Annotated in this window: 11 protein-coding genes and 1 tRNA gene; 5 read left to right on the top strand and 7 right to left on the bottom strand. The window is 36.7% G+C overall.

Annotation, left to right across the window (positions count from 1 at the left end; all coding sequences use genetic code 11):
- Nucleotides 1–696 precede the first annotated feature (696 nt).
- The 3 genes from ACFRAE_RS16885 to ACFRAE_RS16875 all read right to left on the bottom strand — a co-directional run bounded on the left by ACFRAE_RS16885 (nucleotide 697) and on the right by ACFRAE_RS16875 (nucleotide 4,663).
- The gene (locus ACFRAE_RS16885) at nucleotides 697–2,061 is read right to left on the bottom strand and encodes a site-specific integrase (protein WP_422798350.1); all 1,365 of its coding nucleotides are present in this window, start codon (nucleotides 2,059–2,061) and stop codon (nucleotides 697–699) included.
- Nucleotides 2,062–2,326: 265 nt separating this feature from the next.
- Nucleotides 2,327–2,416, bottom strand: a tRNA-Ser gene (locus tag ACFRAE_RS16880).
- A gap of 114 nt (nucleotides 2,417–2,530) precedes the next feature.
- Entirely contained in the window at nucleotides 2,531–4,663 is a 2,133-nt protein-coding gene (locus tag ACFRAE_RS16875) for an HD family phosphohydrolase (RefSeq protein ID WP_422798349.1), read from the bottom strand.
- 422 nt (nucleotides 4,664–5,085) lie between these two features.
- Between ACFRAE_RS16875 and rpe the strand changes: the two genes are divergently transcribed.
- From rpe to ACFRAE_RS16860, 3 genes are all read left to right on the top strand, one after another.
- Nucleotides 5,086–5,766, top strand: a complete 681-nt coding sequence (rpe, locus tag ACFRAE_RS16870) for a ribulose-phosphate 3-epimerase (RefSeq protein WP_422798348.1) — start codon at nucleotides 5,086–5,088, stop codon at nucleotides 5,764–5,766.
- Between the two features lie 144 nt (nucleotides 5,767–5,910).
- Nucleotides 5,911–8,175 carry an aconitate hydratase gene (locus tag ACFRAE_RS16865; RefSeq protein ID WP_422798347.1) on the top strand — a complete coding sequence of 755 codons (2,265 nt, stop codon included), beginning with the start codon at nucleotides 5,911–5,913 and terminating at the stop codon, nucleotides 8,173–8,175.
- Nucleotides 8,176–8,382: 207 nt separating this feature from the next.
- Entirely contained in the window at nucleotides 8,383–8,856 is a 474-nt protein-coding gene (locus ACFRAE_RS16860) for a DinB family protein (RefSeq protein ID WP_422798346.1), read from the top strand.
- Between the two features lie 69 nt (nucleotides 8,857–8,925).
- Here ACFRAE_RS16860 and ACFRAE_RS16855 read toward each other — a convergent pair whose 3' ends face one another.
- Both ACFRAE_RS16855 and ACFRAE_RS16850 read right to left on the bottom strand, forming a co-directional pair.
- A complete protein-coding gene (locus tag ACFRAE_RS16855) occupies nucleotides 8,926–9,366 on the bottom strand; it encodes a nuclear transport factor 2 family protein (protein ID WP_422798345.1) in 441 nt (146 codons plus the stop codon).
- A gap of 179 nt (nucleotides 9,367–9,545) precedes the next feature.
- The gene (locus ACFRAE_RS16850) at nucleotides 9,546–9,902 is read right to left on the bottom strand and encodes a winged helix-turn-helix transcriptional regulator (RefSeq protein WP_422798344.1); all 357 of its coding nucleotides are present in this window, start codon (nucleotides 9,900–9,902) and stop codon (nucleotides 9,546–9,548) included.
- A gap of 159 nt (nucleotides 9,903–10,061) precedes the next feature.
- On the opposite strand from ACFRAE_RS16850, the gene ACFRAE_RS16845 reads away from it, so the two are divergent.
- Entirely contained in the window at nucleotides 10,062–10,931 is an 870-nt protein-coding gene (locus ACFRAE_RS16845; RefSeq protein WP_422798343.1) for a pirin family protein, read from the top strand.
- Nucleotides 10,932–11,042: 111 nt separating this feature from the next.
- Here ACFRAE_RS16845 and ACFRAE_RS16840 read toward each other — a convergent pair whose 3' ends face one another.
- Together ACFRAE_RS16840 and ACFRAE_RS16835 are read right to left on the bottom strand one after the other, a co-directional pair.
- A complete protein-coding gene (locus ACFRAE_RS16840) occupies nucleotides 11,043–12,119 on the bottom strand; it encodes a hypothetical protein (protein WP_422798342.1) in 1,077 nt (358 codons plus the stop codon).
- 8 nt (nucleotides 12,120–12,127) lie between these two features.
- Nucleotides 12,128–13,351, bottom strand: a complete 1,224-nt coding sequence (locus ACFRAE_RS16835) for a glycosyltransferase family 4 protein (protein ID WP_422798341.1) — start codon at nucleotides 13,349–13,351, stop codon at nucleotides 12,128–12,130.
- 232 nt (nucleotides 13,352–13,583) lie between these two features.
- Here ACFRAE_RS16835 and ACFRAE_RS16830 point away from each other — a divergent pair, with 232 nt between their 5' ends.
- On the top strand, nucleotides 13,584–15,053 hold the full coding sequence (locus ACFRAE_RS16830) for a glycoside hydrolase family 130 protein (protein WP_422798340.1): 1,470 nt from the start codon (nucleotides 13,584–13,586) through the stop codon (nucleotides 15,051–15,053).
- The last annotated feature ends 85 nt before the right edge of the window (nucleotides 15,054–15,138 follow it).

Genomic DNA, 15,138 nt, shown 5'->3' with positions numbered 1-15,138 from the left:
TAAATCTAACGTTTTTGATGAAAACACTCCTTAAGTTTTTAAAATATCGTGTCCACTTTTTGCTGACGATTTACAAATTCCTGCTCCCTCTCATACTTTGGATTCTTACAATTTCATCATAACTTTTGATAAAAAGATCCTATTCAGTAATTCACTATCTACAAAATAGGTGATTTAACTAAAAGAATGATATTTTTTTGTTTCCTCTTAGAAAATCTATGTGATATCTAATAAAAATTTCAACAACTATATTTCAAAGTCTAAGAATTACTGGTCAAATTTGATGCAAAAAAATCATGTCCTACTTCATATTGTAAAGAAGATTTAATAATATTTTTTGCTGAGGTTAATATTCGTTAATTCAAAACATTTTATTTCACTTTTATAGACCAAAATTTATGTTATTTACTTTAAAGCAAAGCATGATAGAAGCCATAGTTATAAGCCGTCATCAATTGATTAAGGAAGCAGGTATTAAAAGTATAACTACCTATCATAGGTGTTTAAAAGATATTATTAAATTTAATTATTGTTTTTATTTCCCTTCTTATGATCCCCGAGTAAAAAGTAGGATTTCTATACTAATTGTTGGGTTACCTCCCTAGTAACTTGAAAATGAAATAAATAAGCAACAAGCCTACATTTATAGACTTGTTGCTTTCTTATAACTTCATTTAAATTGCTCCTTTGGTGACACTATTCCTTAAGCTTTCTAAGCGACATAATGAAATTTTCTACTAATAAACTCTCATTTTCAGTGAGTTCTAATCCCAAACTTTTTTCGACACCGGTCTTCGTCATATTTTCATTAAGTTTTGAATTATTATCCCATTGCATGAATTGCTTATTTTTAAGTTTCTCCTTCAATTGCTTCATTTCTTCACTTATGGCTTCTTGTTCTGTAATCGCATATTCTTCTGTTTGTCTTACAGATTGATGACCGAGCATTTCTTTCACTACATGAATAGGTACACCATTTGCTAAAGTTACTGTACTCCCAAAAGTTCGTCTAGCCTTGTGCGTATTCAATACGGTGCTAAATTCACACAATACTGCAATTTCCTTTAAATATTCATTCATCTTTTGGTTGGACTTAACAGGTAATACTTTTTTGGTAATAATACAATCAGGGTCGTCTTGGTATTTTTCCATAATTTCTAAAGCTTTAGGAAGTAATGGAACATTAAATTCTGATTTTGTTTTCCTACGATTGTCTCTTATCCATAGCTCTCCATCCAATCCTTTTATAATATTCGTCTTCAGTAATTTATTTACATCACTATAAGCGAGTCCTGTATAGCATTGAAAAACGAAAATATCTCTGATAACTTCGAGTCTTTTTGTTGTGAATTGTTTGTTCTCAAGTATATGAAGTTCTTCTTGTGATAATGGTTTTTTATTGGGTTTCGATTTCTTCCCTTTAAACATCATAAATGGATCTTTAGGAATGTAGTCTTTTGCTACTGCCCTTAAGACAATCTTCTTGAAATTTGCTATATACTTTAGTGTGGTGTTGTTATTACAACCCCTTACTGTTTTTAAATAGAGTTCATAATCCTTTATAAATTCAAAATTTAATTTTTGAAATTCTAAATCATCAGAATTATATTTTTTTTTAATATAATCTTTCACGTGAGATCTAGCCGTAACATACCTGTCGTATGTTCCATGAGCAACTTCTCCAGATGGTATCAATGCAAATAATTCATCATTGTGTTTTTGAAATTCCGCAAGAATAAGGTTATAATTTGAGTTTTTACCATTATAGCTATCTATTATGGTTTGAGCAGTAATATTTCTACCATTTCTTTGGAGTTCTTCTGCCAAAACCTCTATTTTTCTAATAATGAAATCTAAATAGTTGTTAATTTTTCGAGCATCCTCTTTTGTTCCAATTGCTCTATTTTTTCCTTGATCCCATCTTGATGCCTGCCACTTTTTTTTAGTAGATGTTTCTCTAGAATTTCCATTGACCAGAATTCTAAAATAAATAAAGCGTGAGTCAACTAATTTTTTAGAGGTTTTTAAAAAGAAATTGATAGAGATGTTTGTGTTTATCATATCATTATTTATTAAGTGAATAAATGTAGATCAAATCAGTATCTTTATCAAGATGTTTATCAGGTGAACATGTTGATGTTCAGTTTGTTAGTTTGGTTTTCGTGGCAATTTATTTGTGGGTCAAAGTTGCCACGAATCTGCCATAACTTTTAGGAGTATTTTTGAAAATTATGGAATAGCATAAAATAAAAAAAACCTGTAAATCATTGTTTTACAGGTTTTTATCAATTTTTTTGAGCTTTTTTAAAAGCTTTGAAAACGGTCTTGGCGGAGAGGGCGGGATTCGAACCCGCGGTACCGTTTCCAGTACGACAGTTTAGCAAACTGTTCCTTTCGGCCACTCAGGCACCTCTCCGGGTTTTGACAGTGCAAACATAAAGCAAAAATTTTACTCTACAAAGCCAAGAACTTATATTTTTCAACATTTTTCCTTGAATTTCGACAACTTTCTGACTGTCAACTCATTTTTTTAATGATCTTTTTTCTTGCTTAGATCATAATCAATCCGAACATGGTAAATACTCTTCAACATGGCTTTAAATATTTTCGATGATTCGGTGATATCGCGCATGGTAATATTCGCATTAGCGAATTGCCTTTGCATCAATTTATGATCGATAATTTTATCCACTAAAGTATTAATAGATTCTTCGGTAGGTTCCTTCAGGGCACGTGACGCGGCTTCTACCGAATCCGCCATCATCAATACCGCAGTTTCTTTCGAAAAAGGAACAGGACCAGGATATTTAAAGATTGACTCGTCGATCACTTTATCAGGATTCTCTTTCAGGGCTAGATTGTAAAAATAATCCACGCGAGTTGTACCGTGGTGTGTACGAATAAAATCGACCACAACCTCAGGCATTTGATGTTTTCGAGCCATCTCAATACCTTTCAACACGTGCGATATGATAATCTGTGCCGACTGTTCATGCGTCAATTCTTCGTGTGGATTATCATTTGTTTTTTGATTCTCGATAAAGTAAAGTGGATTAATCATTTTCCCAATATCATGGTATAAAGCACCCGCACGAACGAGTAGGGGATTTCCTCCAATTTTATAGATAGCTGCCTCTGCCAAGTTAGCCACTTGTAAAGAGTGCTGAAAAGTTCCAGGAGCCTTTAGCGATAATTCCCGTAACAATCGCGAATTACTATTGGTCAATTCCATTAAAGTTAAGTCCGATACAATACCAAACAATTTCTCAAAAGCATAAATCAATGGATAAGCCAATAAGGTCAAGCCTACGCTGACTGCAAAAGGAAGGATGTCCTGCCAATAAATACTGGAGAACGTTCCATTTCGCGTTAATACCAAGCCCACATAAGCCAAGATGTAAGTCGCCAAGATAATTACACTAGAAACTAGGAACTGCTCCCGTTTCACTAAAGTTTTGATACTATAAATAGCGACCATTCCGGCAGTAAATTGCAAGAAGACGAAGTCGAAGCTATTAGGAACAAACAGTCCAGCCACCAAAACCATCAAAATATGAATATTTAATGCGATACGCGTATCAAAAAGCAGGCGGAAGATAATCGGAACACTACAATAAGGAATGTAGTATAAGCTCGGTATTTTCAATTTAATCGCCCAACTCAATACCCCCAGCATCACGAGGATAACAATAAAAATGATGACCAGTAAACGGTTGTTATTGAAAATGTCTCGGCGAAAGAAATACAAGAACACCATGAGCAGGGTTAAGGCGAGGGAAATCAAAATAAAATGACCAAAAGTTACCAGATTTTGTTCACCACTGATACGAGATTCATCCTCAAAAACTTTACGCAGGGATTCTAATTTCTGATAAGTTTCATTATTAATGATTTTACCCTGTTCAGCGACCAACTCATCCTTCTGCACCATTCCTCGGGTCGTCGAAATATTGGCCAAGGCATTTTGTTCAACCTTATTAGTTTGGCTCTCGTTAAAAACATAATTGATCGTAATGTAACTTTTGAGCACTTCCGAAAGCCAATCCGGATGGTCGATGTTTTTATTTCGACTCATGGCATCTCGGATATAAGCATTAGCAGTTTCAATCGTAAGACAGTCCGCTGTATTTTTTTGCTGCGCAATATTTTCATGTACCAGTACAAAGTTGTACTCCAAGGCGGTGGCGTCATTCTTTACCGAATCATTACCTTTAGTCTGGTACCGGTTATTGAGTGAAATTATCCCTCGGTTGTACACGTAATTGAGTAATGCCGTACCGATTTCACGGTATTCGCTGAGAGCTGCAGCATTATTACTATCCAGCTGCGAGGCCTGCCATTTTTCATTTAAGTCGGTATTGAACTGATCGATTTGTTCCTTGCTGGCGATATCATTCAAGTTATAAATCGGTTGAACCGTTTTTAAAATATACTGCCGATCTCGAAGCAGTTCCTCAGGAGTCTTTAATATTGCAAAATTGTATGGGGAAATTAAATTCTCATGGTTCCATGCTTTTCCTTTTTGATACTCATACCGAAACCTTGGTTGTTTAGGTAAGAATATACAAATCAGTACAATGGTCAATACGACCATACCGTATTTCAATACGGTGGAATTTTGCTGCAATTTATCTTTGGGATAATTGATCTTCAGTTTTGCCACAGATTGCCTATTATGTTTCGTAACAAACAAATGTAACTATTTTAACCTGAAAAGAAGTCGGAGGGCTTTCATGTTCCTGTATATTCCAGGTTTTTTCGTTGTCCCTAATCTACATTTTTTTGCTTTCCATAGCTTCTTCTTCGGATTTCGTTCGGAACTCGCTTGGAACTCACTCGTTGTTGATAGGTTCATATCCGAATGAGTTCCGAAGGAGAACCATTTCAGTCTGCATTAAAGGGCAAATTTTATAGTAGAATTGCAGCGCTTTAAGGAAGCTGTTTTATCTCCAAAAAACGGAAGGATATCTGTTAACTGGTTTTTTATGAATTAGTTAATGGTTGCTGCTGTTGGAATTCCATTTGTGACAATTTTTTGGTTTATTAAAGAAAGATTACTTGTATCTTTGCAAAAAAATAGTAAACATGTCCTCACAAAAACATTTAATTGCCCCATCCATTCTTGCTGCAGATTTTGCGAAATTATACGATGATATCATCATGGTGAACGAAAGTGAAGCCGATTTATTCCATATTGATATTATGGATGGTGTATTTGTGCCAAATATTTCTTTCGGATTTCCGGTATTGCAAGCAATTGCGAAGCATGCCTTAAAACCATTAGATGTACATTTAATGATTGTAGATCCAGATCGTTATTTAAAAACCTGTCAGGAATTAGGTGCGGATATTATTACCGTGCATTACGAAGCTTGTACACATTTACACCGTACAGTAGCTGCGATCAAAGAGTTGGGCTGTAAAGCTGGGGTGGCATTAAACCCACATACCCCGGTATCCTTATTGAAAGATATCGTTCAAGATGTAGATATGGTTTGTTTGATGTCGGTGAATCCTGGTTTTGGTGGACAGCAGTTTATTGAGCGTACCTATCAAAAAATCAAAGAATTGAGAGCTTTAGCTTTGGAAAATAACACCGATCTTTTGATTGAAATTGATGGGGGAGTAGGCACAGCAAATGCTGGAAAATTGCTAGCTGCAGGGGCTGATGTATTGGTTGCGGGGAATTTCGTGTTTAGTTCTGACAATCCGAAGCAGACAATTGTAGATTTAAAAGCAGTAGATCCAACGATCCACTTCGCATAAGCATTGTTTAGAATATTTCCAAATTAGCCTGCAATGGCTGATATGGAATTTAAACCGTGTTTTTTTTGTATTTTTGCTTAGTATATTCGTAATAAAGTAGATATACCGCTAAAAGATTAAATAAATCATAAAAACTAATAATAAATGGCTTTTGATATAGACATGATCAAAAAAGTTTATTCTCAATACGATGAGCGTATTCAAGCTGCTCGTCAAATTGTAAATAAACCTTTGACTTTATCTGAGAAAATTCTGTATGCGCACCTTTGGGATGGTAACGCATCTGAGGCTTATGAGCGTGGAAAATCATACGTTGATTTCGCTCCAGATCGCGTAGCTATGCAAGATGCTACAGCACAAATGGCTTTATTGCAGTTTATGCAAGCGGGTCGTGCGCAAGCAGCAGTTCCTTCCACTGTACACTGTGACCACTTGATTCAAGCGCGTGATGGTGCTGCAGAAGATTTAACTCGTGCAAAACAAGAAAGTTCGGAAGTGTTTAACTTCTTGAGTTCCGTGTCTAATAAATATGGTATTGGTTTCTGGAAACCAGGAGCTGGTATTATTCACCAAGTAGTATTGGAAAATTATGCGTTCCCAGGAGGTATGATGATTGGTACAGATTCACATACAGTGAATGCGGGTGGTTTAGGTATGGTGGCTATCGGTGTTGGTGGTGCTGATGCATGTGATGTGATGGCTGGATTACCTTGGGAACTTAAATTCCCTAAATTAATCGGTGTTAAGTTAACGGGTAAATTATCCGGTTGGGCAGCTCCGAAAGATGTGATTTTGAAAGTGGCTGGTATCTTAACTGTAAAAGGTGGTACTGGTGCTATCGTTGAATATTTTGGTGAAGGTGCAGAATCTTTATCATGTACTGGTAAAGGTACCATCTGTAACATGGGTGCTGAAATTGGTGCAACCACCTCTACCTTCGGCTATGATGAATCTATGGAGCGTTATTTACGTTCTACAGATCGTGCTGATGTTGCTGATGCAGCAAATGCGATCAAACAACATTTAAATGCAGACCCTGAAGTATTGGCTAATCCAGAATTGTACTTTGATCAATTGATTGAAATCAATCTTTCTGAATTAGAACCTTCTTTAAATGGTCCTTTTACACCAGATTTATATACGCCAATTTCTCGCATGCGTGAGGAAGCAAGCAAAAATGGTTGGCCTACAAAAGTGGAATGGGGATTGATCGGTTCATGTACCAACTCTTCTTACGAAGATTTAGCGCGTGCTGCTTCAATTGCTAAGCAAGCTATTGACAAAGGTTTAGTGACTAAAGCAGAATTTGGTATCAATCCAGGTTCGGAGCAAGTTCGTTACACTGCAGATCGCGATGGTTTGTTGAAAAATTTCGAAGATTTAAATGCAACGATCTTTACGAATGCATGTGGTCCATGTATCGGTATGTGGGATCGTGCAGGAGCTGATAAACAAGAGAAAAATACGATTGTACATTCGTTCAACCGTAACTTTGCGAAACGTGCTGACGGTAACCCGAATACGTTTGCTTTTGTAACTTCTCCAGAAATGGTTGCTGCAATCGCTATTTCAGGTGACTTAGGATTCAATCCTTTGACAGATACCTTGACGAATAAAGACGGTGAACAAGTAAAATTAGATCCACCTACAGGTGATGAATTACCAGCATTAGGTTTTGCCGTAGAAGATGCAGGTTACCAAGCTCCAGCAGCTGATGGTTCTTCTGTTACCGTAGCGGTTTCTCCAACTTCTGATCGTTTGCAATTGTTAGAGCCTTTCGCAGCTTGGGAAGGAACCAACTTAATTGGTCTTCGCTTGTTGATTAAAGCAAAAGGTAAATGTACTACGGATCATATCTCTATGGCTGGTCCATGGTTGAAATACCGTGGTCACTTAGATAACATTTCTAACAATATGTTGATCGGTGCAGTGAACTACTACAACGAGAAAACAGATAACGTGAAAAATCAATTAACTGGCGATTACGCAGCAGTTCCTGCTACGCAACGTGCTTATAAAGCTGCTGGTATTGGCTCTATCGTGGTTGGTGATGAAAACTACGGTGAAGGTTCTTCTCGCGAGCACGCGGCAATGGAACCTCGTCATTTGGGTGTTCGTGCGGTATTGGTGAAATCTTTCGCACGTATCCATGAAACGAACTTGAAAAAACAAGGAATGTTAGGCTTAACCTTCGCAAATAAAGAAGATTACGATAAAATTCAAGAAAATGATGTAATTGATATCCTAGGATTGACGGAATTCGCTCCGAATACTCCTTTAACTATCGTTTTACACCATGATGATGGTACAAAAGATGAAATATTAGCAAACCATACGTACAATAAACAACAAATTGAATGGTTTAAAGCTGGTGGAGCGTTGAATATCATTCGTGCCAATCAAAACTAGATACTTTTGATGAGATGTCCATTTAGACATCCTATAGTTTACAAAAGAAGCTGCAGCAATGCAGCTTCTTTTTTTTAATTCAAGGTGTCCTTTTAAAAAATCGTGACACAAAAAATAATACACTTTTGCAATAAGCATTTTTCCTGTTGACAAAGGGCTGTCAATTGGTCTGCTAACTTTGATGCTATCATTAAAACATAAAGCATTATGAAAACGACAGCATTTATTACTAGAGAAGAATTATTAATTCATTGGCAAGGACACCGCGACTTGACCAGACGTACCATCGAGAAATTTCCAGAAGAAGAGTTGTTTCATTACAGCATAGGGGGTATGAGGCCCTTTGCAGATTTAATAAAAGAATTGTTGACCATTGCTGTTCCGGGTTTACAAGAAATTATCCATAAAGATCAAGGAAGTTTATCACACGATATTTTAGTAACGAGCAAAGCAGAACTGCTGAAGTTATGGGATGAGCAAACCCCACAGGTTACTTCTTTATTTGAGCAAATTAAAGATGAAGAATTTCACGAAGAAGTAAACTTGTTTGGAGAATATAAAAATAAGATATATGCGAGTATTCTATACTTCTATGATAATGAGATCCACCATCGAGCCCAAGGCTATGTTTACCTCAGAGCATTAGGTATCGAACCTCCATTTTTCTGGGATAGACCTTAATGATATTGATGTATATGACACAAGGCTCTCCAATTATTGGAGGGCCTTGTATATGTATTAAGATGTTACTTAATTATTTTTGAAAACAGAATTGACTTCTTTAATTTTCCAAGCCTGGTCTTCCCATTGCAAGCTTACATAGTCAATACGGGTAAAGGTGTCAAAAGATAAGGAAACTTTCGCTATGCTGTAATGCTCCGATTTTTCAATGATATCAAACTGCGTATCACAATCAAATGCAATGCCTTCTTGAGATTTTAAATGCTTGATATATGCGGCTTTAGTGACAGCAGCTTGTTTGTGGTCGGTTTGAAAGCGTTGTACAAAATTGTTGTCAAATAATTGGTTGACAAACTCGGTGTTGCCTTTAACCGTTGTGTTGATGTAAGCATCGACCACCTGTTCGATAACGGCACTATTTAAAGTTGCTTTTGGTTTTTTTGCAAATACACTAATCGATGCGATGGTGAATAAACTTACTAATGCGATGGATTTAATTAAACTTTTCATAATATTTTTCCTTTAATGGTGATATGTCTTTTTGTTTTGATACATCAAAGGTAGTTTTGAAAAGTGCGTTCACCTAGCTTCATTAGGTTAGTATGTACGTAAATTCGGTAAATCAAGGGTAAATTTCGGTGAATGAATTTCGATTTTAGCAGGCTGGATTTACCGAGGTATTGACCAGTTTAGCTCATCAGTTGCAAACGGTGCTTTTTTCCCCAATCGACTAATCGATTGATGATGTCAGCGGCTGATTTACCATATTCAGTAATGCTATATTGTACACTAACAGGTTTTGTTAACAATTTTTCCCGATGAACCAACAGGTTCGCTTCAAGATCTTTTAATTCTTTTGTTAACATTTTCGCAGAAATGCCTGTAATCTCTCGTTGCATTTTTTTAAAGGTATTTACTTCTTCTTCACGGCTGATGAGGTAGTAAATGATAAGTAATTTCCATTTCCCTGAAAATATGTCCAAGCTGTCTCGCATAGCCATTAAGTTTCCAGTACATTCTGGTGGATCATTTTTTAAAGTCTTCATTTGTTTCAAATAATTTGCATGTTCTAGCTCTCGTAAGTTAATATACAGCATTTTTATGAAAATTAGTATCCTAAGGGTAACTAGTTACCAACAATTTACCCATGATGATTGTTGTAGATAGGGTCCGTAAATTTGCCTATACATTAATTCTTAAATCACATGGGAACTAGAAATATTGAAAAAATACTACATCCTGGAACATTTAATTGGGTCGGTGATGCTTTTTATACCACTTCATTCATCGGGAAAGAAATTCCCCGCAGACGGATGGATCCTTTTTTTGCAATAGGTTATAATGCAGAAATTGAATTTGAGGCAACAGCTATTCCAAGAGGGGTAGGTGCTCATCCGCATAAGGGTTTTGAAACGGTTACCCTTGCGTATAAAGGTAAAATAGCCCATGCAGACAGTCGCGGAAATAAGGGAGTTATCGGAGAAGGGGATATTCAATGGATGACCGCAGGTTCGGGTATTTTACATCAGGAATATCATGAGGAGGATTGGTCCAAGCAAGGTGGAATGTTTCAAATGGTACAAATGTGGGTGAACTTACCAGCAAAAGATAAGGAAACTCAACCGCATTATCAGGATCTGGTATTCGATAAAATCCCTTCCGTTCCATTAGCTGCTGGGGGCTTTATTAAAGTCATCGCGGGGGATTATGAAAATCAGGCAGGACTAGCAACTACTTATTCTCCAATCCATCTTTACAATGCTTATTTAGGTCAAGGGAATAAAGCTGCATTCACATTTCCAAAGGATAACAACACAGCGATATTGGTTATTGAAGGATCTGTAATCGTAAACGAGCAAGAAGAAGTGTTGAAAGATAGTTTTGTGTTATTTGAAAACGGAAAGGATGAATCCTTTCAATTAACCGCCAGTAGCGAAGGAACCCTTGTTTTGGTTATGAGTGGAGAACCTTTGAATGAACCGGTAGCACATTATGGTCCTTTCGTGATGAATACGCAAGAGCAATTGAATCAAGCGTTTGAAGACTTTAGAAACGGGAAATTTGGAAGCCTTTAAACGAATTGGAAGCATACTCGTCCGCATTGTTTTATGGACCATCCGTGCAACATAAAACAATGCTGTTTATAAGTTCAGTAAAATTGCGGTATAAACGAATGGCTTCCTGAGTTATTTTACCGATCTCAAAATTTGGTAAGCGAGCCAAAAGGATAAACTGCTTTCTGCGCCTTGATTTTGGTTTACACCGTAGTCTTCAAGGCCGTCACAGCATCCTTTACTTTGTTCATCAAATAAGGCTAAACCTTTGCTATTAAGACCCAGAAACCATAGAAAGGTTTTTTGAAGTTTTCCCAATAGACTTTTATCTGGACCTATCCCTATCATTTCCTGATATAAAAGCATCATCATCGGTATTTCAATAGGTTGCTGTCCATATAGACTAAAGGAACCTCCTTCGGTATACCAATACTCATTTCCTACTGGTTGAAAATATGCGCCTGAAAAGGTTAATTGGTCTAAAAAATGAAAGGATTTAATTGCAGATGCAATGCCTGGCTTGTCGTTTAAATATTGGCTAGCCTTGACTAGTGCGAGGGGAAGTATAGCATTGTCATAACTAAGGATGGATTCATACCAGGTCCATCGGCCATGAGAAGCGATCATAAATTCTTCATGAATGGACTCTTGCAGTGATTTTATCCATTCGACAAGATCGGAACGTGCAGGAAACTGCGTAAGGACTGCCAGTATACCCAATAGGGCGTATCCCTTTGCTCTTAAGGAAATTAAGTTAGGTATTTGACGTATTCCTTTATTGAATATTTCCAAGGCAATAGGTCGATAGGTAGACCATTCCTTATTGGCTATCAATTCACCTAAGGCCCAAATAGTTCTTCCGAAGCTGTCATCGGATCCTTTAGCTTCAAGAAATTGTAAGTCATAAGCCATGAAATTGATAAAATTTCCATCCTCCCTTTGCATATAAAAAATGTAGGCTAAGTACGTGGCAATAAGTTTGTCATTCACTTCCGGATCCCGAATGGGATGAATTCTTGCAATTAAGAGCAAAGCTCGGCAATTATCATCTAAGCAATATCCATGATGATAATTTGGGATATTAAACTTGGCATGTTGTAGGATGCCGGTGTCATTTGTTAATTTTTGAATATGCTTTAAATTAACACTTGGGTGGTTTTTAATAAAAAGCTTGATTTTTTGATCTATTTCCTCGTTGGTTAAAAACATGTTTGTTTTTATTTTAATAGGGATTTATAGGGATTAGCATGTGCTGGAAAACGTTGCTCTACGTTAAATAAAGCTGGATTGCTTTTTAAGGTAGTGCCTTGTTTTTTTAGCGTTTTATTCTGTTTACTTAACTTTTGAAGTAAGACAGTTTGTTTTTTAGCGACATTTGGCCAGCTCATTTTATTTCCCTGAATTAAGGCATTTTTACGGTATTGATCCAGTAATGTAGGATTATCGAGCAGTTGTTGAATGCATGCCGCTAATTGATCTGCCTGATTAAAATCGAAAAGTAAGCCTCTATTTTTTTGCAATAAATCTTTTGCGTACCAGTAAGGGGTAGAAATGACTGCAGCACCTGCGCCCATAGCAAATGATAGGGTGCCGCTACTGATTTGGTTTTCATTTGGATAGGGTGTTACATAAATATCGCATGCCTTTAAATAAATTTCTAACCATTCATCATTGACATATCGGTCTATAAATAATACCTTGCCACTTAACCCTTTATCCGCTGCTAACTGAATTAATTGATTTCTATATTTTTCACCTTCTTCTTGCACCACATTGGGATGTGTTGCCCCTAAAATGACGTATAAAAATGTAGGGTCATTGACTTGGGCTACAGCCTCAATGGCTGTTTCAAACCCTTTACTTCGACCGATAAGACCGAAGGATAGCATGACTTTTTTACCTGTAAAACCTAAGATTTCTTTGGCAGACTGTTGTGTTATTTTGAACGTCGGCACACCGTGTGGAATTAAGGAAATTTTTGATTCTGGAATTTCATATACCGATTTCAGCATTTCGATTGCTCGATTGGTCATTACTGTTAAATGATCTGCTTTTTTTCCAAATTGCTGTATGATTAATTTCTCCGGAGTAGAGGGATTCATTAATACGGTATGTAAGTTTACGACCAAGGGTACGCTAACTTGATCGATTAAGCGTTGAATATAAGCCCCAGATTCACCTCCAAAAATGCCAAATTCATGTTGTATGATACATGCATCGTACTGGCTATTGATCCAATGACCTGCTTGAGTATAGTATTGCGATTCATTTCTTGGTATGACCCGTTGAACTTCTTTAGGGAATTGCCTTTCTGATTTATCGGAAATAGCTAGGATATGCACTTCATGCCCTTCTCGTATTAAAGATTTATATAAATCATGCGTAAAAGTGGCGATTCCACATTTTCTAGGGAGATAAGATCCAACAATTATAATTTTCATAGTTTTTCCAAGCATGTTTAAATAGTAAGTAATAGTTGTCTGATTTTATAATCATTCCCCGCAGTAACATACATTAGAATAACAGTAGAAATCAAAAATAGTTCGAATAGGATTGATTTTTTATTGATTTTTTGTCTGTTATAAGTTTATTTTAAGCCATTTATAGCTTAGGCTAGTTCCAGGTGCTGTAAAATTTATTAAACAAAAATCTTTATGGATTGTACAGTATAGTATGGCAATAAAAATTACACGAAAAGATATTTTTTTTAGACCAGACCAAGATCGGGTATTGGCTAGAAGGTTTACGATGAGTGATGAACGAACTAAGAAAATTATTCAACGAGTCTTGGGGCTTAATGAGGAAGAAAAAACGAAATTATTGACACAAATTCTCCGCAATTATGCCAAAAGGCACCGTAGTATCGTGTATGTTTTGCAAAAAAATTACCATTTTCGAGATTACCTTCTCGAGGAAATGGGCATCGATAAATCGAAATTGACCGAAAGGGAGGAAATGTTAATAGGAGCCTACCTTACGATGGAATACTCCATAGAAGCTGCTGCTTATTTTAACCCTTCCATAATTATATCTCCAGACCAAACACAGTTGAATGATGGAGAATGCCGTGTTATATTAAGTTTTAGAGCTGTGGGCGAGGGTCACCTTTCTTCCATAGTCTTTAGATCGGCGGTATTGGACAATGATTTGAATATCGTGCTAGAAGAAGCCGGAATATTGCTAGATAAACCTAAACAGGTAAAAAATCACCGGTATAACAAGGAAGAGTTTATTGATAAACTATTGCAATTGCATAGTGATGGCCATGAAATTGTTGAGCAGTTGAAAAATAAATTACCTGAATATTTTATTTATGATGAATTGCGTCGATTTGTAAGAGAAATTGAACATCGAGAAGAATTAAGTTACGATAAGCAAATTTTGCTACAGCAGATTCTGTGGCTAGCTTCATCTCATTATGAAATTAGCTATTCCATGGACACGGCGATTTCTGAGCGGGTAATTTTTCCAATCAGTGATACAGAAAAAAATGGTATTGAAGATGCACGATTTGTTCAGTTTAAGCTGGAATCGGGTAAGAAAATTTATTATGCCACTTATACAGCTTACGATGGACATACCATTTTACCCAAACTGTTGTCTACCAAAGATTTTTTAGGTTTTAAGGTGCAACCGATCAATGGTAAATTAGCGAATAAGGGGGCCGCATTGTTTCCTCGAAAAATCAATGGAAAATATGCAATGCTCTGTCGTGTGGATGGGGAGAATAGCTATATCGCCTTTTCCGATCGATTAAACAATTGGCAGGAGGATGTAATACTAATCGATGAACCTCAATACCCATGGGAATTTGTTCAAGTAGGAAATTGCGGTTCGCCTTTGGAAACATCGAAAGGATGGCTCGTGATTACCCATTCGGTAGGGCCTTTGCGGGAATATTCCTTAGGTGCATTATTGTTAGACCTCCAAGATCCCACCAAAGTGATCGGTAAATTAAAACAACCGCTCCTGTATCCCAATCATATGGAACGTAATGGTTATGTTCCAAATGTGGTGTACTCCTGCGGACAGGTGATTCATAATGGTCATTTAATCATTCCTTACGGCTTTTCGGATCAAGAGTCGACCTATGCAACCATTTTATTAGATGATCTGCTAGAGGAGCTCTTAAAGGAGGAGTAGAAAGGTGCTTTTTTTAGGGGCACCTGTATGTGCAAATTTCCTGCGTTGCTTTTGAATAATTTGAATAAACGGATTAATCGGAATA

The organism is Sphingobacterium sp. HJSM2_6, from assembly GCF_049316305.1.
Lineage (GTDB): Bacteria > Bacteroidota > Bacteroidia > Sphingobacteriales > Sphingobacteriaceae > Sphingobacterium.
This window is presented reverse-complemented; position numbering and strand designations above follow the sequence as displayed.

Coding starts and splice junctions, on each gene's coding strand:
- ACFRAE_RS16850 (WP_422798344.1), bottom strand. CDS start 9,902: ATGAAGACTTTAAAAAATGATCCACCAGAATGTACTGGAAACTTAATG.
- rpe (WP_422798348.1), top strand. CDS start 5,086: ATGTCCTCACAAAAACATTTAATTGCCCCATCCATTCTTGCTGCAGAT.
- ACFRAE_RS16860 (WP_422798346.1), top strand. CDS start 8,383: ATGAAAACGACAGCATTTATTACTAGAGAAGAATTATTAATTCATTGG.
- ACFRAE_RS16845 (WP_422798343.1), top strand. CDS start 10,062: ATGGGAACTAGAAATATTGAAAAAATACTACATCCTGGAACATTTAAT.
- ACFRAE_RS16865 (WP_422798347.1), top strand. CDS start 5,911: ATGGCTTTTGATATAGACATGATCAAAAAAGTTTATTCTCAATACGAT.
- ACFRAE_RS16835 (WP_422798341.1), bottom strand. CDS start 13,351: ATGAAAATTATAATTGTTGGATCTTATCTCCCTAGAAAATGTGGAATC.
- ACFRAE_RS16830 (WP_422798340.1), top strand. CDS start 13,584: ATGGCAATAAAAATTACACGAAAAGATATTTTTTTTAGACCAGACCAA.
- ACFRAE_RS16840 (WP_422798342.1), bottom strand. CDS start 12,119: ATGTTTTTAACCAACGAGGAAATAGATCAAAAAATCAAGCTTTTTATT.
- ACFRAE_RS16885 (WP_422798350.1), bottom strand. CDS start 2,061: ATGATAAACACAAACATCTCTATCAATTTCTTTTTAAAAACCTCTAAA.
- ACFRAE_RS16855 (WP_422798345.1), bottom strand. CDS start 9,366: ATGAAAAGTTTAATTAAATCCATCGCATTAGTAAGTTTATTCACCATC.